Source organism: Pacificimonas aurantium, from assembly GCF_020092905.1.
Lineage (GTDB): Bacteria > Pseudomonadota > Alphaproteobacteria > Sphingomonadales > Sphingomonadaceae > Pacificimonas > Pacificimonas aurantium.
The window spans coordinates 653,889-671,424 of sequence record NZ_JAGSGB010000002.1 but is presented as its reverse complement, the minus strand read 5'-3'; the positions used below and the strand labels follow the sequence as shown (position 1 = coordinate 671,424).

The following is a 17,536-nucleotide window of genomic DNA, read 5'->3' as shown; positions in this document are numbered from 1 at the left end:
CCCGACCCCTTATGGCAGCGATCATCTGAAACGGTCGTTTGAGGTGGACTGGATTGGCCTGGCTTACCGCATTTCCAGCATGATGGTCCCGCGCCGCCCGCATCAAGGACGGCAGGGGCCCCACCATTTTGTCCGCCGCCGGATTGCATCCGGCACCGGACAAAACCGTTTCCCCCTGCGCCGCTTCGCGGTCGCCCTGTCAGGCGATCCTGTGACCCGGTCTGCCCGGGCCCATCGGCCAACCTCCTGTCGTCTCGCGACAGATTTCAGGAGGATTATCATGACCTATTTCACGAAATGCACACTGCCTTCGCGCAATTATTTCGAGGCTCTGGAAACAGCTGAGCAACGGGCCTTGCACAGCTTCTTCGACCAGCATGTTATCGAGGATGACGAACTCGGATATCGCGCGGTCGACGAAGGCGACTACAATGCGCTGCCCCCGCATCTTGCGATCCGGGTCGTTCATACCGTCCATGGCGGAATGCTCGACGAATTCTGAGGCATTCTGCAGGGCAGGGACCGGCAGCGGTTCCTGCCCTTTTCTCGTGTTTCCGTAGGTGAGCGCTAGGGTCAAGATGTCGATCCAGAAGAAACCGGCGTTTCTCCGAATATCAGCCTGGCCCACTGGCCTTCGGGATATGTCGAGCGGGGCTGGGGACGCACTCTGTCCCGCGCATCTGGCGATGCGCTCCTGAGGGTGCGGCATTATGCGTTCCGGGGCCCCGCACGCACTTGCGAACCGGCAGCGGGTCGGGCGAGCGGGAAGCTACGGCCGCGACAGGCCCCGCTTGCCTTGCTTCCCACAGGCCCTTGGCCGCTGCCTCTATCGCAGGTGCGGCATCTTTTTCGGACCTTTCGGCATTGCAGCCGAAAGTCTGCCGAGCGGCGCAATAGCGTCGGGCCCTGCACGGATGCCGCCCTTCCTCGATGCTGCCGAGCTCATGATCGGTAGGGGCGACAAATCCGAACGCAGCATCGTGTCGCTCCCCCCATCGCCAAGGCATGCGCCATCACCCTCCGCAATCAGCGGCAGTTAGCCGCAGCCACCCGAGCCTCTTGGAGCTAACCCCATGCCCGCCGTTCCCGATCCGGTCCGTCCCCGCTACCTGCGCACCCCAGATGCCGCGGTGCATCTGGGGCTTTCGCCGCGCACGCTCGAAAAGCACCGATGCTATGGAACAGGGCCGGTCTACCACAAGCTCGGCGGCCGCATCGTTTATCGGCCCGAAGATCTCGATGCCTGGGCCGAGCAGGGCTTGCGCCGTTCGACCAGCGATCCGGGCAAGGGCGTCGTTCATCCTGCCAAGCGGATCGACGGCTACACCGGTCCGGTCCGGCGCTGAGGCGATACCATGCGCTCCTTGAAGACATCGGACGGCGGGGCCGGACAGCTCGACCTGTTCGTCGGCGCGGGCAGCGACATCGCCGCGCGCGATGCGCAGGATCTGATGGCCTGGCCTTTCTTCAGCCTCGCCAAGTCGAAGCGAGTGAAGCCGATCGACTTTCGCATGGGCGAGGTCGCCATTCTGGTCGAAGCGACCGCCGAACATGGCATGGCCACCATCTGGGACGCCGATGTACTGATCTGGGTAGCGAGCCAGATCGTCGAGGCGCGCGATGCCGGCAAAGCCACCTCGCGCCTTATCGCGGCGACGCCCCATGAAATCCTTACCTTCACCCGGCGCGGAACCGGAAAGGCTGGCTACGAGCGCCTGAAGGCGGCGCTCGACCGCTTGCAGTCGACCAGCATTGCCACCTCCATCCGGCAGGCCGGGGCGCGACGACGCCGACGATTTTCCTGGATCAACGAATGGCGCGAACGGCTCGACGACAACGGGCGCGCGCTCGGCATCGAAATGATCGTGCCGGACTGGCTCTACGAGGGTGTGCTGGACCGTGCGCTCGTCCTGACCATCGACCCGGCCTATTTCGCGCTCACTGGCGGTCTCGAGCGCTGGCTCTATCGCATCGTACGCAAGCATGGCGGGAAGCAGAAGGGCGGGTGGAGTTTCGACATTTCGCACCTGCATTTGAAGTCCGGCGCGCTCTCGCCATTGAAGCGTTTCGCTTTCGAAGTGCGGGCCATCGTTCGCCGCCAGTCGCTCCCCGGCTACAATCTCGCTCTTGAGCACCAGTTCGGCCGCGAGCGGCTCCTGTTCGTTGCAGCGCCTGTCGATCCCTTCGCGTCCGCGCGGCGCCGTATCGGGCTGCCCCCTGTGGAAAAGGGTGCGTGATGTTCGGACTATCGGGAACCATGACGTTCGGACGATCGGGAACCCTATTCCCGGACTATCGGGAACCGGGAGCCTGCGCGACTCGCCGAAAACGCGGCGCCTGCGAAGCCCTTAACAATGCTAACAAGGAATCTTTCAGATTCCTGCTAACACAGCCACGCCTGTGCAAAAGCGCAGCGCGCGCTTCGCTTCCGCCTCCGGAACCGGTCGAGGCAGGTTCCGGTGATCCGCCACTTACGCATGTCACGCTGGTGTGGCGCGGCGGCGTGCAGGAAGACTGGCTTCGGTTCGGCAAGCCCGTTGCAGAGCGCATCCTCGATCGCCGGACGCGTATCGAAAGCTATGCTCCGGGACAGGTCTTTGCCTTGGTTCGGTGGGCTTCGAACGACTACGGGACCGTTGGCTCCACACTCACGATCGCCCAAGCCGCCGGTTTCGGCGAGCCGTTCACCACTCTGCCGCAGGTCGATCCTGGCGCGCAAATCCTGCTCTCGGTGCGAAGCTGGCCAAAGGTTCGCCAGGTCTTTGCGCTGATCGATGCGATCGAGGACGTTGGCATCGATCCCTGCGATGTAGCTCCCGACCACTGGCATCATGTCCACAACAGGCTGGCAGGGGGCATGCAAGTACGTTCCTATTCCCCTGCGCGCCATCGCGACTGGCTGCGGCGGCGAAAGCTGCAATCATGAGGCGGCGCACCGCCTTTCTGGCAGGCATGGTCGCGGCAGCGACACTGGCCAGCATCGCAATCCCGCTCTCGCGACTTTTGGTCTGGAACGTGACGGCCAGCGTGCCGGTTGGACTGTACTCAATCGGCGGAAAGACCGGTCTCCAGAGGGGCGACCGCGTCGCGATCGATCCTGCTTTCAGGCTGCAGAAATACCTCGCCTCGCGCGGCTATCTTCCTGCGGGCGTTCCGCTCATCAAGGAGGTTGCGGCGCTTGGCGGGGATACGGTCTGCCGGCGCGACCTGCTCATCGAGATCAATGGGACACCTGCGGGCTCGGCGCGTCGGCGCGACAGCCTTGGACGCGAACTGCCCGTCTGGAAAGGATGCCGGACTATCGCTGCGGATGAACTGTTCGTGATGAACAGGCGCGCCCCCGGCAGCTTTGACGGGCGTTATTTCGGCCCGGTCGCACGCGCCGATGTCATCGGGCGCGCGCGGCCCGTCTGGACCAACGAAGCGGGCGACGGGGACTATGTCCTGCTCGCCTCGCCCGCCGACTTTCCCATTCCCAACGTAAATGATGGAGACGCACAATGACCTGTATCGGCACTTTTGCAGCCACACCCGACGGCTTTGAAGGGCGGCTGCAAACCCTGACCATTGACGCACCGCTGACCCTGGTGGCCGCCGACCCCGGCGACACCGAGAACGCCCCTGACTATCGCATCATGGCAGGTGAAGGCGAGGAAACCTACGAGGTGGGTGCAGGCTGGAAACATGTCGGCGACAAGGCAGGCAGTTTTGTCACGCTCGTCATCGACGATCCGGTATTGCCTCGGCCCCTGCGCGCCAATCTGTTCAGTTCTGACGACCAGAACCATGTCCTTATATGGTCGCGCGGCGCGCGCCGCCCGGCAAAGGGCTGATTCCGTGCTCCGCCTGTATCTTCTGCAGGGACTCCTGGCCACCATGTGGGCGGCGAGTCCGGCACAGGTTTTTGCGCAATCGGAGCAGTTTGTCCGAGCTTCCCAGCGCGTCGAGATTGCAGCGCATGTCAGCGAAGCATCTCAGCAATTCGGCATTCCCGAGCACTGGATCTACGCGGTGATCCGCGCCGAAAGCGCGGGCCGGGTGCGGGCGGTTTCCAGAGCAGGAGCGATGGGTCTCATGCAGCTCATGCCCGGAACCTGGTCGCGGCAGCGCGCCCGGTTCTCGCTCGGGCAAGACCCGTTCGACCCGCGCGATAACATTCTGGCCGGCACGTCTTACCTGCGCGAAATGTATGATCGCTACGGCGCGCAAGGTTTCCTCGCGGCATACAATGCAGGTCCGGGACGCTACGAAGACTGGCTTGCCGGACGGCGTTCGCTGCCACTCGAAACGCGCCGCTATGTCGCCCGGATTGCGCCGCTGTTGCAGTCCGAGCGCATGTTTGCGGCGGCGCCTCTACAAGCCAGGAATGTTCCGGCTGGCGCCTTGCAGCCTCCCGGCGCAGCGCGAAAAGAGTTGGACGAGGTGGCTATGCCCGGCCCCGCGGCGAACCCCTTCGCGCGACCGGAACAAGCCGCGCACGATCTATTCGCGCCCGTCTCGACGGCTTCCTCCCAATGAAAGCGAGCCTCGCACCTTCGCGCAGCCATGCGTTCCCTGGCGAAAGCGGGCGAAGGACGGGAGGCTTGCGCACCAAAGGAAGGGAGGGATGGCGAGATAAAAGCAGCGCCGTCGGTCGGGCTGCAGGTGGTTGGTTTCGCGGGAAATTACGCGCCGTCTCTGCTGTAAGTCTGCAGGCGCTTGAACCGCAATCCTTAGGCTTTTCAATGCTGAAAGCGCCGTCTTCCGATTTTCTTGTCTGTGGCTGACGACGAATTCGACATCAGGCCGGGCCGGTCGAGAGACAGCGATGCGCGCGCCTATCGCAAGGCCGGTTCGCTGGTGGGACGCGTGCTGCAGGCCTCACGCCGGTCAGGCTATACACCGCTCGGGCGAGGCCGGGCAGGTGGCGGAACCGGTCACTTGGGGCGCGGCAAACATGCTGCGTTCAGAGGCAGCCCCCATGCTTTCCAGCGGCGGGTCATCATCAAGGCGCGCGTCGTTCGTCATGGCGGCAGCCGCTTCCGCTCTGCACCGCTCGCTCGCCACATCGCCTATCTCGAACGCGACGGCGTCACCCGTGACGGATCGGATGCCCAGATGTTCGATGCCTCGTCGGATGAGGTCGATGGCGATGCCTTCGCCGCGCGCTGCGAAGACGACCGGCATCACTTCCGCTTCATCGTGTCGCCGGAAGACGCGAGCGAGATGGCTGACCTGCGCGCTTTCACGCGCGAACTGCTTGAAGATATGGCGAGCGACCTCGACACCAGCCTCGACTGGGTGGCGGTCGATCACTGGAATACCGATAACCCGCACGTCCATGTTCTGGTCCGCGGAGTTGCCTCGGACGGCAGGGATCTGGTGATCGATCGCTCTTATATCAGCGAAGGCATGCGTGCCCGTGCCCAGGAGCGCGTCACTATCGAACTCGGGCCGCGCAGCGAGCGCGATATTCAGCTAGCGCTTCGCCGCGAGGTCGATGCCGAGCGCTGGACCTCACTCGACCGCCGGCTGCAAAAGCAACGCGACGATCTCGGCGTGGTCGATTTGTCCCCCGAAGTCGATGCGACACGGCGCAGCAACCGCGCATTCCTTATCGGCCGCGCACGAACGCTCGAACGCATGGGATTGGCCGAGCGGATCGGGGCGGCGCGCTGGACCTTGGCCGCAAATTGCGAACCGACCTTGCGCGCGCTTGGCGAGCGCGGCGACATCATCAAGACCTTGCACAAGGCGATGAGTGAACGGGGCGTACAAGTTGCCCCTGCAGCCTTCGCGCTGCATGGCGAAGACGAGAACCGCCGAGTCATCGGCAGGTTGGTCGAGCGCGGTTTCCATAACGAGCTGACAGGCGAGGCTTATGCGATCGTCGAAGGAGTGGACGGGCGTGCGCATTATCTGCGTTTTCCCGATCTGGACCAGACAAGCGATGCAGCACCCGGCGCCATCGTCGAAACAAGCGGATGGACCGACCGCAAGGGGCGGCGGCGCGAAAGCCTGCTGGTGCGTTCGGACCTGCCGCTCGAGCGGCAGATTGACGCGCGCGGGGCGACCTGGCTCGACCGGCAGCTGCTGTCGGCACGAGCCGCGTCGCTGGGAGGCGGCTTCGGCAATGAAGTCCGCAAGGCTCTTGACGAGCGCCGTGAATGGCTCGTCGATCAAGGTCTTGCGAAGCGACATGGTAGGAGCGTGACCTTGGTGCGCAATCTCGTCGTCGCAGTGCTGATCTGGGCGATGATCTTCCCGATGATGGTCGCGGTCGATTTCGGCGCGGTGCGCCGCGTAGGCGACAAGCCAAAGGGCCTCATCATCACGCTGGTGGTCAACTGGCTCATCAAGCCCTTCACGATGGCTGCACTCGGCGTGCTGTTCTTCGAGGTCGTCTTTGCCGACCTCATCGCGCCTACCGACGCACAGCAATACATCGCCGGACTGATCCTGCTGGGTGCGGCTCCTTGCACCGCGATGGTGTTCGTGTGGTCGCAGCTCACCAAGGGCGACCCGGCCTATACGCTGGTGCAGGTCGCGGCGAACGATCTTATCATGATCGTCGCCTTCGCGCCCATCGTCGCGCTGCTGCTGGGCGTGACCGACATTGCGGTGCCGTGGGAGACGCTGCTGCTTTCCGTCGCGCTCTATGTGGTTGTGCCGCTAGCAGCGGGAGCTTTCGTTCGGCATCGACTGCTGGGGACGCATGGCGGCGATGGAACGTCAGTGTCCGAGTTCACCGGACGCATGAAGCCGCTGTCGATCATCGGCCTGCTGCTGACGGTATTGCTGCTGTTCGGCTTCCAGGCGGAAACTATCGTAGCGCGCCCGCTGCTGATCGCGCTGATCGCTGCGCCGATCATTGTCCAAAGTTACGGAATCTTTTTCATCGCGTATGGTGCCGCCAAGGCCTGGAAAGTGCCTCATCCTGTTGCCGCGCCCTGTGCGCTGATCGGAACGTCCAACTTTTTCGAGCTGGCCGTCGCTGTAGCCATCGGTCTGTTTGGCATTGGCAGCGGTGCGGCATTGACGACGGTTGTGGGCGTACTTGTAGAAGTACCTGTCATGTTGTCGCTGGTAGCGATTGCCAATCGCACGCGTGGGATATTTCCTTCGGCCCCATAAGGATCTGCCTCATACCGGTCTGGGGGCGAGCAAGATAACGCCGGCGCCTACGAGGCAGATCGCCACGCCCAGAGAGTCCCACCGATCGGGCTTCACGCCTTCTGCGATCCAAAGCCACAATAACGCGGATAGGATGTAGACCCCGCCGTAGGCAGCGTAAGTCCGACCTGCATGCTCCGCATCGACGAGCGTAAGCAAATAGGCAAAAAGGACAAGTGAAGCCACGCCCGGAACAAGCCACCAAGCCGACTTGTCCATACGCAACCACGCCCAGAAAGCGAAACAGCCCGCGATTTCAGCAATTGCGGCACCGAGATATGCGAGGAAGGTCATCATCTGACCTCTATCGAGATTTCGACTGTCGATCGCAATCCGGATTACCCGGTGATGGCTTTACTGGACCAAGCGAGGCGCATCTATGATAGCATGGAGCCAAGATCGGAGCCAACGCTCGGATATACCGACACCATTTTCTTGAGATCGCTTGTTGTCAGTCCAAGTCGAATGGCCAAACCGAAGAAATTGATGATCTCGCCATACTCCGGTCCGAGCAAATGAGCGCCGAGGATGGTGTCGCTTTCGTTATCGATTATGACCTTGGTTGCAGCGCAGCTTTCGCCAACGCGAAGGTTGGAATACCAGTCGCCGGTGTCATTTTCGACGACGCGGATATCATGTCCGGCCTCTCGTGCTTCCTCTTCGAGCATGCCAACACGGGTTAGCTCTGGTACCGTAAATACAGCGCTCGGTACGCCTGCATAATCCGGCTTGGTGCGATTGCCCTTGAGCATATTGGACGCAGCTACCTTACCCTCGAAAACTGCGACAGGCGTAAGCGGCGCGCCTTGCGTGTCGGCCGCGTCGCCGGCAGCGTAGATTTTCGGGTTGGAGGTGCTTTGCAGGTAGGCGTTGACCGCAATACCCTTGTCACCTGCCTCGACATTGGCTGCGGCCAGGTCAAGCCGGTCGATTGCCGGGACGCGGCCCGCGCCGTGGACGACGAGATCGGCCCGAAAATCTTTCGTTTTGTTGTCAGTTTCTACCGTGACAAGAAAACCCGTCCCATCCTTCTCGATCGCTTTGAGTGACGTGCGTCGTCGCAGTTGGATCCCGACTTCCTCGCCCCGCGCAACGAGTCTTTCGACAAGATCGGCATCGAAACCCTTGAGCGGTCTCTCACCACGGTCGATGATGCACACCTTGCTGCCCGCGCGCGCTGCGATATGGCCAAACTCGAACGAGATGAAGCCGCCGCCGATGAACAGGATGCGTTTGGGCAGCGCATCGAGCCGCATGAACTCGGTGCTGTCGGCAAGGTGTTCGGAGCCGGGAACATCTATCGTCCGCGGCTTGGCACCCGTTGCGATCAGGAAATGGTTTGCCTGAAACTGCCCCTCGCCGTCGATTTCGATGGTGTCTTCGCCAACGAAGCGCGCCGTGCCGTGAAGGGTGGTGACGCCGTTGCTCTCCAGACCGTTTTCGATCCGACCGGGCATCTTGTCGGTGAACGTCTGCGTGAAGGCGACCAGATCGGGCCAGTTGATGGCGATGTCGTTCGGGTCGATGCCCTTGCCGTGCATGAGCCGCGCTGCGTCGATGATTTCCGCCCCGCGGCGAAGCATTTTCTTCGGATCGCAGCCGCGCAGGGCGCAGGTGCCTCCATAAGGCAGTTCGTCGACCACCGCGACCGACCAACCGGCTGAGGCGCATTTGTTGGCGGCACTTACGGCCGCCATGCCAACACCCAGCACTATAAGATCGAAGTTTCGCGTACTCACCTCATCGCCCTCCGCAACATATAGCGCCCGTGCCATCGGCACGCGCTTCCTGGATCGGCGGGCAGGGGATGGTGCCGAATGAGCAGAAGACACAGCAATCGCCCGCATTGGGGCGGAGTTTCACACCGCAACCATTGCAATCGTAGAAAAACCAGCAGGCATCCGTCGGCATTCTTTCGAGCTTCTTGTACCCGCAAGTAGGGCATGTGATCTCGGACTTCAGTTCGATCATAGCGCGCTCTCTGAAAGGATCGCCGGATATCCGGCCTCGGTCGACGCCGCGGCGATCGCGCTTGTGGTTGTTCGCTCAGGATCGAACTGCGCAGTCGCCGTCCTGGTCTCGTAATCGATAGTCACCTCGTGCACGCCTGCCACGCCTTCCATCGCGCGCCGAACCGTTATCGGGCAGGTCGCGCAGGTCATATTCTCGACCGCAAAACTTGCCGATTGCAGATGCGCGGAATTTTGTTGAACCCGTTCGTCGGAGTTTGGCGGAAACAAGGTCGCTGCCCAGATACCCGCTCCGGCCAGTCCCAGTATCACAACTGCGACGATCATCGTCTTCTTCATCTTTCGAACTCCTAGTAGAATTGCGGCGCCCACCACTCGACCGTGGACGAGGCAGCGACCAATACGGTCGCCAGCCACAGGGAGCTTTTGACGAGCAGGTTTGCTCCGGGCCGCGCGCAATATGTTCCGTCTTCGCAAGGTTCGGCTTGCCGAAAATAGACGTGCCGGAATCCAAGGGCCAAAAAGACAACCGCAATGGCGATAAATACCCATTTGTACGGTTCGAGCCCAGTGAGATTGCCGATCCACGCGCCGCTGATGCCAAGGCTCAGCAATAACAGCGGGGCAATACAGCAGGACGAGGCGAGTATCGCGCCGAGCGTCCCGCCGCTCGCCCATAAGCGCTGCGCGTTCTTATGCATTTGATCGACCATGGAAACCAATGTACCCCCTGTAGTAACTACAGGTTCAAGCACTAATTGGCATATGGCTCATGACAGCATCGCAAGTGATCAAACGGGGAGAACTGGCCAGACGGTCGGGCTGCAACCTTGAGACAATCCGCTACTACGAGAACATCGGTCTGCTTCAGCCTCCCGAGCGTACGGCAAGCGGGCACAGGCTCTATCCACCCGGCGACCAGGCGCGGCTCGGCTTTATCTTGCGCGGCCGCGATCTGGGTTTTTCGATCGAGGAGCTCAAAAGCCTGCTCAGCCTCGTTGATTCGCACCACTACAGCTGCGGCGAGGTTCAGGATCTGACCAATAACCATCTGGCCAGCGTTCGAGCCAAGATTGACGATTTAACCAGGTTGGAGCGCACGCTAGCCGATGTATCGGCCCACTGCGAAGGCGGGGATGTTCCGGAATGCCCCATCATAGATACGCTTTTTGGTCGTGGTCCTGTCGCCCGATCGTGAAGCAATGCCGTCGGAACGGGTGCGTATCTTGAAGCCATTTGGATCGAAGCCGGATGCAACGAGGCAAGGGAACGAATATGCGCCCTGTCCGTCCCCTCACTACAGAGCCTTATTATTTAACTTTTGATAGCCTTCCATGCCGACCACCATCCTGATTGTCGAAGACGAATTCCTCATAGCTGTCGAAATGGAGGCGGTGGTTCACGATCTCGGTCATGAATCCGCAGGCATAGCCGACGACATGCAATCGGCATTGGCAAAGGCTTCAGACGCGATCGATGTGGCGCTTGTCGATGTCAATCTGGCCGATGGAGCCACTGGTCCGAGGATTGGCGAGAAGCTTGCTGCGGATTTCGGGATCGAGGTTATTTTCGTAACCGCCAATCCCGCACAACTCGGCGAAGGGGTGAGCGGAACACTGGGCGCGCTGGAAAAACCGGTCGATCTTAGCATTCTCAAGCAGGTTCTCGACTATGTCATTGCGGTCCGGAAGGGCGAAAAAATCGATCCGCCAGCCCGTCTTAGGCTCTTCTTTAACTAGGCTCCTGCAACCTGCTTTTTCGGACATCCATGACGAGTTCAACGCCATCGTCATGCCAGGTTCTCTCGTAATTGCCTCCTAGCTGTTGCTTCACGGCCAACTCGATGAGGCGACTTCCGAAACCCGTTTGAGGCTCACTCGCCTTGTCGATGTAAGCTCCGTGTTCCCTCCAGCGGAAGCGGACCATCTCGTCCTCGGTTGAAAGGTCCAGCGAAATCCTTCCCTCGGGATTGGACAGAGCTCCGTACTTCATCGCGTTGGTAGCCAGCTCGTGGAACACCAATGCGACCGGCGTGGCGGCGCGGCTTTCGACCGCGATATCGGGGCCGGAAATAGCAGTCCTTCCTTCGGAAAAGGCAGGATAAGTCTCGAAGATCGTCGCAAGCAGCGTGGCGAGGGTCACTTCCTTGCCCTCGGGCTGGGACTTTTCGCTGTGCGGCCGGACGAATTCGTGCGCGCGCCCCAGCGCGGAAATCCGGCCTAGCAAATCGCGCGACGCTTCACCGAACGCTTCATTTGCGCGCGCTGTCAGGCTGATCAAACCGGAAACAATCGCGAAGATGTTCTTGATGCGATGGCTGAGCTCCTGGCTCAGGATTTCGTTTTGCAGGACGGTGCGCTTCTGCTCGTCGATATCCGTGCAAGTGCCGATCCAGCGCTGGATCTCACCCTGCTCGTTGAGGATCGGCAGCGCACGACCGATCATCCAGCGATAATCACCGCTGTGATGCCGCAGGCGATATTCAACCTCGTACGGTTCGCCGGTAGCGAGGCTGTGGTTCCATTTCTTCCATGCGTCGGCCTGGTCATCCTCATGGAACATCCCGGCCCATCCTTCGCCGTCGGTTGATCCGACAGGGACACCCGTGAATTCATACCAGCGCGCATTGTAATAATCGTGGGAGCCGTCGGGAAGAGTCGACCAAACCATCTGCGGCATGGTGTCGGCGAGCGCATGGAAAGCAGCTCCGGCGGATTGCAGCGCATGCTCTGTAGCCAGGGGCAAGACATCCGGCGCCGAGGAGGATTCGCGGCTGCCAAGCTGGAAATTCGTGATGACTTTTGCATTCATAGCCAGCTTGTGACCTTCTCGGGATGAACAGAATCGGACCGATAGGATACCTGTCGTATCTTGTTGATTTTCAAACGCTGAAGCTCATCGCACAGGTGGGGCGGTCAGTAAACTCGCCCTGTAGGGCGCCAGATGTGGCCCTCCCCAATTCTTGGTATGTCGCTGCCTATCCGGATTTGATGAGATGCGAGCAGTCATCAAGTTCACAGGTAATCTTCATGCAGCAAAGCAGCGGTATAAGTGGTGCAAGCCTGGTCGATCCGGCACTTCGCGCCATGTTCGAGGCGCGCAAGCGCGTGTTCGTGGATCTTCTTGGGTGGGACGTTCCGGTGCTCGACGAGACCTTTGAAATCGACCAGTTCGATACGCCCTCGGCCGCCTATCTCGTCCTCACCGGCGAAAATTGCGAGCATCGTGCATCGGCCCGGCTCCTGCGTTCTGATGGACCTCATATCTTGCGCGATCTCTTTCCACAGCTGTGCACCGGACCGGTTCCGCAGGATGAGACATTTCGCGAGATTACCCGTTTCTGTATCGATCCCACGTTGCCGCGCGCTGATCGCCGGGGTGTCCGCAACCAGCTTGTCTCCGCACTCGCCGATTTTGCGCTATCGGAAGGGATCTCTGGTTATTCGGCGGTCGCCCCGGTGCCCTGGTTCCGGCAGATCGCTCAGTTCGGCTGGCGCTGCCAGCAGCTGGGGCCGAACCTTTTCATCGATAGACAGGAGCTTGTCGCTCTTCGCATCGACATCGACCAGGATACACGCGCGCAACTCGCCAACGCAGGGATCTACTGCCGCAATCCTCAGCCGGAAGCCTATGGTGGTATGGAGCTGGCAGCATGACTGCGCCGAGCGAGGCGTATTGGCTCGATCAGCTGCAAGAGGATGGCTATTGCATCATTCCGCAGCTTGTCGCCGAGCAACAGATCGCCGCACTCGATGCCGACCTGGAAGCTGCGTTTGCGCAGGCGCCACTCGGCAAGGGAGACTTCTATGGGCATCGGACCAAACGGTTTGGAAGCCTCCTTCGCCGCTCGCAGGTCGCGGGCGATCTGGTCCTGCAGCCGCTAGTCCTATCGCTCGCCCGCGCAATTCTCGGCAGCGCCTGCGACCGGATACAGCTCAATGTCGCCCAGGCGATCGCGATCCATCCCGGCGAGATAGAACAGTTTCCGCATTGCGATCAGGATATGTGGGCAGGCCGCAAGGGCGATCACGAATATCTTCTCAACGTCATCTGGCCGCTGACCGAATTTACTCGCCTCAATGGCGCGACACGCATCTACCCCGGGACGCACAGGAAGCCTGTCGACAATCTCGAAAGTCTCGACGATCCCATAGTCGCAGTTTGCAAGCCCGGCGATGCCATCTGCTTTCTTGGCTCCACCGTCCATGGAGCGGGGCCAAACCAGACCGAGGATGTCCGCCGCGGTGTCGTAATCGGCTACAGTCTCGGCTGGCTCAAACCCTACGAGAATCTCTGGCTGGCCTATCCGCCAGCAGTAGCAAAAGAGTTCTCGCCCGAACTCGCCGAACTGGCCGGTTATGTGCAGCACCGCCCGAACCTGGGTAATTTCGAAGGGCAATGCCCGTCGGTTCTGCTGCGTGACGAGGTGCCCGAATTCCCGCAGGCAACCGATAGTCTGCGCCCCGACCAGAAAGAAGCGGTTCGTGAGTTCGCCGAGACGCGCCGCAGCGGGCGATGAGTCCCGCTCACGTCCTCGAGCCTACGTATAGGCGGCTTAAAAATGCATTGCTGGAAGGGCGCTTCCGGGCCGGTGCGAAGCTCGAGGCGATGCGACTGGCTGACGATTTCGGAGTGAGCATGACGCCGGTAAGAGACAGCCTGAACCAGCTTGTGGGTGAAGGGCTGGTCGACCTCACGCCCGGCGAAGGATTTCGCGTACCGCTGCTTACCGAACAGGCCTTGCGCGACATCCTGCAAGTCAACGCGCTGCTTTTGGAGCACACTTCCGACACCGACCGCAAATCACTGGAAATCGACGAAGGATCCAACGTCACTCAGGGTGCTTATGCCGACCGATTGGCGCACGTCTTCAGAGACATCGCGGCAAACTCAGGCAATCGGTTTCGCGTACATTTGGTCGAACGCATTAGCGACAGACTCCACCCGATACGTGAACTCGAGCCGGAGATTTGCCCTGGGGCGTCGCATGCCCTTGAGCAAATTGAGCGAACAGCTCAGCAGGGGTTGGATGGCTCAAACCGAGCGGTACGCGCATATCATCAACACATTGAGGCTCTGGTACCCGCTCTGGTCGGACGTTTGAACCAGCAGACCGCCTAGCCCTCGCCAATGAGTTAGGTCGTCTCTCCACTCGCGGACAGAACCGTCGCGAGGTGGTCATTCCAGGCATCGAGTGCCTCGCGCTTCTCATCCTTCCAATCGTGGCGCTGGTAGATGCCGGCGACTCCGGCACGAGATCCGCCGACGTGGTTGAGAACGGCTTCGGTGACTTCAAACCGAACGCCAAGCCGCTGGAAGTTCGTTGCGAGGGTTCGTCGTAGATCATGAAGGCGCCAGGCGTCGAGCGGCTCTTCGCGACGTTCCTCGATCAGGCTGTCGAGCTTCACTTTCCCCTTGGCGTATCCCGTAAAGCCCGCCCCACTAGCTGTCGCGAAAACACGGCCCTTGCGTGGCCACTTCTCGCCGCGAGCCTCCCGGTCGAGTTCGGCGATTGCAAGATCGTTGAGGGGAATGGAGTTTGGTTCTCCGTTCTTGGTTCGAGATCCGGGCAGGGTCCACAATCTTTCGCTGCGACTGAGCTCCTGCCAGTGCATTCCGGAGACTTCTTCACGGCGCTGTCCGGTCACGATCAGAAGCCTGACGATTGGACCAAAGCATCGATGACATTCCGGTGCCGCGTCCCAGATATGGCGGAGTTCGCCATCCTTGAGCCAGCGCTCTCGTGGCTTGACCGGAGGCGGCGTTTCCATGCCCTCCATCGGACTGCGATCAATATCTCCGCGACTCACGGCCCAGCGAAACAGGCGGCGCATAACGGCAAAGACATTTCGCCGGTTTGCCACCTGATTGGGCGGCATCTGATCGAGAACCGATACGACGTCAATCTTCGTAATCGCTGGCAGCGCCTTCATTCCGAATGTGGGCTTGAGGTAGAGGCGAATGGATCGCTCCACGAGGCGACGCCATCCCTCGCGTTTGCAGGAGCGAGTGAACAGGTCAGCGTAATTCGAAAAGGCGAGGTCGACAGCTTCCCGTCGGCGCTGCTTTTCCGCATCAACCGGATCAATGCCCTGCGCAACAATCACCAACAATCGCTCAGCCTCCAAGCGTGCAGTAGTCGGTGTCCAGGGCGATCCATGTGATCCGATCGTGAAACGACGGGTCTTCGCTTCTCGTCCGCCCATTCGGAACTGGATTATGTAACTGATTGATCCAGCAGCTGTAATCTTGACGCCAAAGCCCTTGAGATCGGTGTCCCAAAGATAGTTTTCCTTTGGTCCAACCGGGAGCGAATCGACCGTGCGCTTGCTGATTTTTCCTGTTGCCATGCGATACCTCGTGGCCTTTTTCTGGCAATCACCGGGTAATCACGCAAGCGGAAAAAGGGGCGAATTGGAGGCAATCCTGGCGTAGATGTTTTTGGCTAAGTCGTTGTTTTTACAACATCAGCGTAGTCTAGCGTCGCCTAAATCGAAAGTTCCCAGTTGCCGGCGCCGTCATCGCGGCGCTTCTCGCCGCTGTGCCCGGTCATGCACAGTCATCGAGCAGTATCGCGCCCGAGACCGTCCGCGCAGCCTTTTTCGATGCCGCGCGTAGCGGCGACACCGACCTTCTCAGCGGCCTCGTGGAGGCCGGAGCGCCCGTCGATGCGCGTACCGAGAGCGGAGCCACCGCCTTCATCCTCGCCGCCTATAATGGCCACATGGATGCCGTCGACACGCTGCTCGAGGCCGGGGCGGACCCCTGCGCCGGAGATGCGCGGGGAAATACCGCCCAGATGGGCGCGGCGTTCAAAGGGTATGACGAACTCGCCGCGAGGCTGTTGCAGACGGACTGCGACGTCGACCAGGTGAACGGCGCCCGGCAGACCGCGCTTATGCTCGCGGCCCTGTTCGGCCGCACGGCGCAGGCGGACATGCTCGTTGCGGCAGGCGCCGATCCGCTGTTGGCGGATGCGTCCGGAAATAGCGCGGCCGGCCTTGCGCGAGATCAAGGAAATGCCGCGCTGGCGGACCGAATGCTGTCCGCGTACCGGCACCGCCAGAGCACTGGCGGGTCTCTGTCAAAACATGCGAACGGTTCGCAGTAAGTTCTTGCGACAAAAGGGGGTGTTCAACGTGCCGCTCAGTCTCGTAAACCGGCCCACCATGAGTGAAGCAGCGAAGCCCTCCGTGGACTACGACCAGATTTTCTCGAAGGCGATCGAGCGTCTTCACGAGGAAGGTCGCTACCGCGTGTTCATCGACATCATGCGCAATCGCGGCCAGTTCCCGAACGCCCGCTGCTTTGCCGGTCACAATGGTCCGAAGCCGATCACGGTCTGGTGTTCGAACGACTATCTGGCCATGGGCCAGCATCCGAAGGTCGTGGAAGCCATGGAAGGTGCTTTGCACGACGTCGGCGCCGGCTCGGGCGGGACGCGCAACATCGGCGGCAACACGCATCTTCACGTGGAGCTGGAATCCGAACTGGCCAGCCTGCACGGCAAGGAGCAGGCCCTGCTGTTCACCTCGGGCTATGTGTCGAACGAGGCGACGCTGTCGACGCTCGCGAAGCTTTTGCCGGGGTGCATCGTCTATTCGGACGAGCTGAACCACGCGTCCATGATTGCCGGCATCCGCAATTCGGGCTGCGAGAAGCGCGTCTGGCGCCATAACGACCTGGCGCATCTCGAAGAGTTGCTTGCCGCCGACGATCCGGCGGCGCCGAAGCTGATCGCCTTCGAGAGCGTCTATTCGATGGACGGCGATGTCGCTCCCATCGCGGAAATCTGCGACCTTGCCGACCGGTATAATGCGCTCACCTATCTCGACGAGGTGCATGCGGTCGGCATGTACGGCGCGCATGGCGGCGGCATTTCCGAGCGCGACGATGTCGCAAGCCGCCTGACGATCATCGAGGGAACGCTCGGCAAGGCCTTCGGGGTCATGGGCGGTTACATCGCCGCGTCGAAGACCCTGATCGACGTCATTCGCAGCTATGCCCCCGGCTTCATCTTCACGACCAGCCTGTCGCCGGTTCTCGTCGCGGGCGCGCTTGCCAGCGTACGCCATCTGAAGGAATCGGCAGAGGAACGCGATGCGCAGCAGGCCGCGGCGTCGCGGCTGAAAGAATTGATGCTGGAGGCCGGTCTGCCGGTGATGCCCTCGGTCACGCACATCGTCCCCTTGCAGGTCGGCGATCCGGTGAAGGCGAAGCGCATCTCCGATGTGCTGCTGATGGAATATGGCATGTACGTCCAGCCCATCAACTATCCGACCGTTCCGCGCGGGACAGAGCGCCTGCGTTTCACGCCGGGTCCGCACCATGACGAGGCGATGATGAAGGACCTCGTAAAGGCGCTTGTCGAAGTCTGGGACAGGCTGGAGCTGCGGCTCGCCGCCTAGGCGCCC

22 protein-coding genes are annotated in these 17,536 nt (G+C 61.1%); 15 read left to right on the top strand and 7 right to left on the bottom strand.

Annotation, left to right across the window (positions count from 1 at the left end):
- The first annotated feature begins 280 nt into the window (after positions 1 to 280).
- From KCN53_RS10055 to arsB, 8 genes are all read left to right on the top strand, one after another.
- Positions 281 to 502: a hypothetical protein gene (locus tag KCN53_RS10055; RefSeq protein ID WP_010240235.1), complete on the top strand. Its 222-nt coding sequence runs from the start codon at positions 281 to 283 to the stop codon at positions 500 to 502.
- Positions 503 to 1,073: 571 nt separating this feature from the next.
- A complete protein-coding gene (locus tag KCN53_RS10050; RefSeq protein ID WP_010240237.1) occupies positions 1,074 to 1,346 on the top strand; it encodes a helix-turn-helix transcriptional regulator in 273 nt (90 codons plus the stop codon).
- Between the two features lie 9 nt (positions 1,347 to 1,355).
- Positions 1,356 to 2,237 (top strand): replication initiator protein A, encoded by an 882-nt coding sequence (locus tag KCN53_RS10045; RefSeq protein WP_088712515.1) that lies wholly within the window; start codon positions 1,356 to 1,358, stop codon positions 2,235 to 2,237.
- A 143-nt stretch (positions 2,238 to 2,380) separates the two neighbouring features.
- A complete protein-coding gene (locus tag KCN53_RS10040; RefSeq protein WP_369815381.1) occupies positions 2,381 to 2,926 on the top strand; it encodes a DUF2840 domain-containing protein in 546 nt (181 codons plus the stop codon).
- Positions 2,923 to 3,504, top strand: a complete 582-nt coding sequence (locus tag KCN53_RS10035; RefSeq protein ID WP_047822804.1) for a S26 family signal peptidase — start codon at positions 2,923 to 2,925, stop codon at positions 3,502 to 3,504. Before KCN53_RS10040 ends, KCN53_RS10035 begins: the two co-directional genes overlap by 4 nt.
- Entirely contained in the window at positions 3,501 to 3,833 is a 333-nt protein-coding gene (locus tag KCN53_RS10030) for a DUF736 domain-containing protein (protein ID WP_047822807.1), read from the top strand. The genes KCN53_RS10035 and KCN53_RS10030 overlap by 4 nt, the downstream gene beginning before the upstream one ends.
- 43 nt (positions 3,834 to 3,876) lie before the next feature.
- Entirely contained in the window at positions 3,877 to 4,518 is a 642-nt protein-coding gene (locus KCN53_RS10025; RefSeq protein ID WP_053059304.1) for a lytic transglycosylase domain-containing protein, read from the top strand.
- 240 nt (positions 4,519 to 4,758) lie between these two features.
- A complete protein-coding gene (arsB, locus tag KCN53_RS10020; RefSeq protein WP_224199575.1) occupies positions 4,759 to 7,113 on the top strand; it encodes an ACR3 family arsenite efflux transporter in 2,355 nt (784 codons plus the stop codon).
- A 9-nt stretch (positions 7,114 to 7,122) separates the two neighbouring features.
- On the opposite strand, the gene KCN53_RS10015 is transcribed toward arsB, so the two are convergent.
- The 5 genes from KCN53_RS10015 to KCN53_RS10000 form a co-directional block, all read right to left on the bottom strand.
- The gene (locus tag KCN53_RS10015; RefSeq protein WP_088712516.1) at positions 7,123 to 7,449 is read right to left on the bottom strand and encodes a YnfA family protein; all 327 of its coding nucleotides are present in this window, start codon (positions 7,447 to 7,449) and stop codon (positions 7,123 to 7,125) included.
- Positions 7,450 to 7,529: 80 nt separating this feature from the next.
- Positions 7,530 to 8,927, bottom strand: a complete 1,398-nt coding sequence (locus KCN53_RS10010; protein WP_088712517.1) for a dihydrolipoyl dehydrogenase family protein — start codon at positions 8,925 to 8,927, stop codon at positions 7,530 to 7,532.
- Positions 8,893 to 9,123, bottom strand: a complete 231-nt coding sequence (locus tag KCN53_RS16175) for a GDCCVxC domain-containing (seleno)protein (RefSeq protein ID WP_279379586.1) — start codon at positions 9,121 to 9,123, stop codon at positions 8,893 to 8,895. The genes KCN53_RS10010 and KCN53_RS16175 overlap by 35 nt, the downstream gene beginning before the upstream one ends.
- Positions 9,120 to 9,461, bottom strand: a complete 342-nt coding sequence (locus KCN53_RS10005) for a heavy-metal-associated domain-containing protein (RefSeq protein WP_088712518.1) — start codon at positions 9,459 to 9,461, stop codon at positions 9,120 to 9,122. The genes KCN53_RS16175 and KCN53_RS10005 overlap by 4 nt, the downstream gene beginning before the upstream one ends.
- Positions 9,462 to 9,472: 11 nt before the next feature.
- Complete coding sequence (locus KCN53_RS10000; protein WP_088712519.1) at positions 9,473 to 9,835, bottom strand: mercuric transporter MerT family protein; 363 nt, start codon at positions 9,833 to 9,835, stop codon at positions 9,473 to 9,475.
- A 59-nt stretch (positions 9,836 to 9,894) separates the two neighbouring features.
- Between KCN53_RS10000 and KCN53_RS09995 the strand changes: the two genes are divergently transcribed.
- A complete protein-coding gene (locus tag KCN53_RS09995; RefSeq protein ID WP_088712520.1) occupies positions 9,895 to 10,320 on the top strand; it encodes a MerR family transcriptional regulator in 426 nt (141 codons plus the stop codon).
- 136 nt (positions 10,321 to 10,456) lie between these two features.
- Complete coding sequence (locus KCN53_RS09990; protein WP_010240358.1) at positions 10,457 to 10,861, top strand: response regulator; 405 nt, start codon at positions 10,457 to 10,459, stop codon at positions 10,859 to 10,861.
- On the opposite strand, the gene KCN53_RS09985 is transcribed toward KCN53_RS09990, so the two are convergent.
- Positions 10,854 to 11,933, bottom strand: coding sequence for a sensor histidine kinase (locus tag KCN53_RS09985; RefSeq protein WP_088712521.1), 1,080 nt, complete (start codon positions 11,931 to 11,933; stop codon positions 10,854 to 10,856). The two genes, KCN53_RS09990 and KCN53_RS09985, sit on opposite strands and share 8 nt — an antisense overlap.
- A 23-nt stretch (positions 11,934 to 11,956) precedes the next feature.
- On the opposite strand from KCN53_RS09985, the gene KCN53_RS09980 reads away from it, so the two are divergent.
- From KCN53_RS09980 to KCN53_RS09970, 3 genes are read left to right on the top strand one after another with little or no spacing between them, the layout of a single operon-like run.
- Positions 11,957 to 12,778, top strand: a complete 822-nt coding sequence (locus KCN53_RS09980) for an acyl-homoserine-lactone synthase (protein ID WP_224199573.1) — start codon at positions 11,957 to 11,959, stop codon at positions 12,776 to 12,778.
- Positions 12,775 to 13,641: a phytanoyl-CoA dioxygenase family protein gene (locus KCN53_RS09975; RefSeq protein WP_088712523.1), complete on the top strand. Its 867-nt coding sequence runs from the start codon at positions 12,775 to 12,777 to the stop codon at positions 13,639 to 13,641. Before KCN53_RS09980 ends, KCN53_RS09975 begins: the two co-directional genes overlap by 4 nt.
- On the top strand, positions 13,638 to 14,243 hold the full coding sequence (locus KCN53_RS09970) for a GntR family transcriptional regulator (RefSeq protein ID WP_088712524.1): 606 nt from the start codon (positions 13,638 to 13,640) through the stop codon (positions 14,241 to 14,243). The genes KCN53_RS09975 and KCN53_RS09970 overlap by 4 nt, the downstream gene beginning before the upstream one ends.
- Before the next feature lie 14 nt (positions 14,244 to 14,257).
- Here KCN53_RS09970 and KCN53_RS09965 read toward each other — a convergent pair whose 3' ends face one another.
- Positions 14,258 to 15,472: a tyrosine-type recombinase/integrase gene (locus KCN53_RS09965; protein WP_088712525.1), complete on the bottom strand. Its 1,215-nt coding sequence runs from the start codon at positions 15,470 to 15,472 to the stop codon at positions 14,258 to 14,260.
- 191 nt (positions 15,473 to 15,663) lie between these two features.
- On the opposite strand from KCN53_RS09965, the gene KCN53_RS09960 reads away from it, so the two are divergent.
- Together KCN53_RS09960 and hemA are read left to right on the top strand one after the other, a co-directional pair.
- Positions 15,664 to 16,233 carry an ankyrin repeat domain-containing protein gene (locus tag KCN53_RS09960; protein WP_224199571.1) on the top strand — a complete coding sequence of 190 codons (570 nt, stop codon included), beginning with the start codon at positions 15,664 to 15,666 and terminating at the stop codon, positions 16,231 to 16,233.
- A gap of 82 nt (positions 16,234 to 16,315) precedes the next feature.
- Positions 16,316 to 17,530: a 5-aminolevulinate synthase gene (gene hemA / locus KCN53_RS09955; protein ID WP_088713437.1), complete on the top strand. Its 1,215-nt coding sequence runs from the start codon at positions 16,316 to 16,318 to the stop codon at positions 17,528 to 17,530.
- The last annotated feature ends 6 nt before the right edge of the window (positions 17,531 to 17,536 follow it).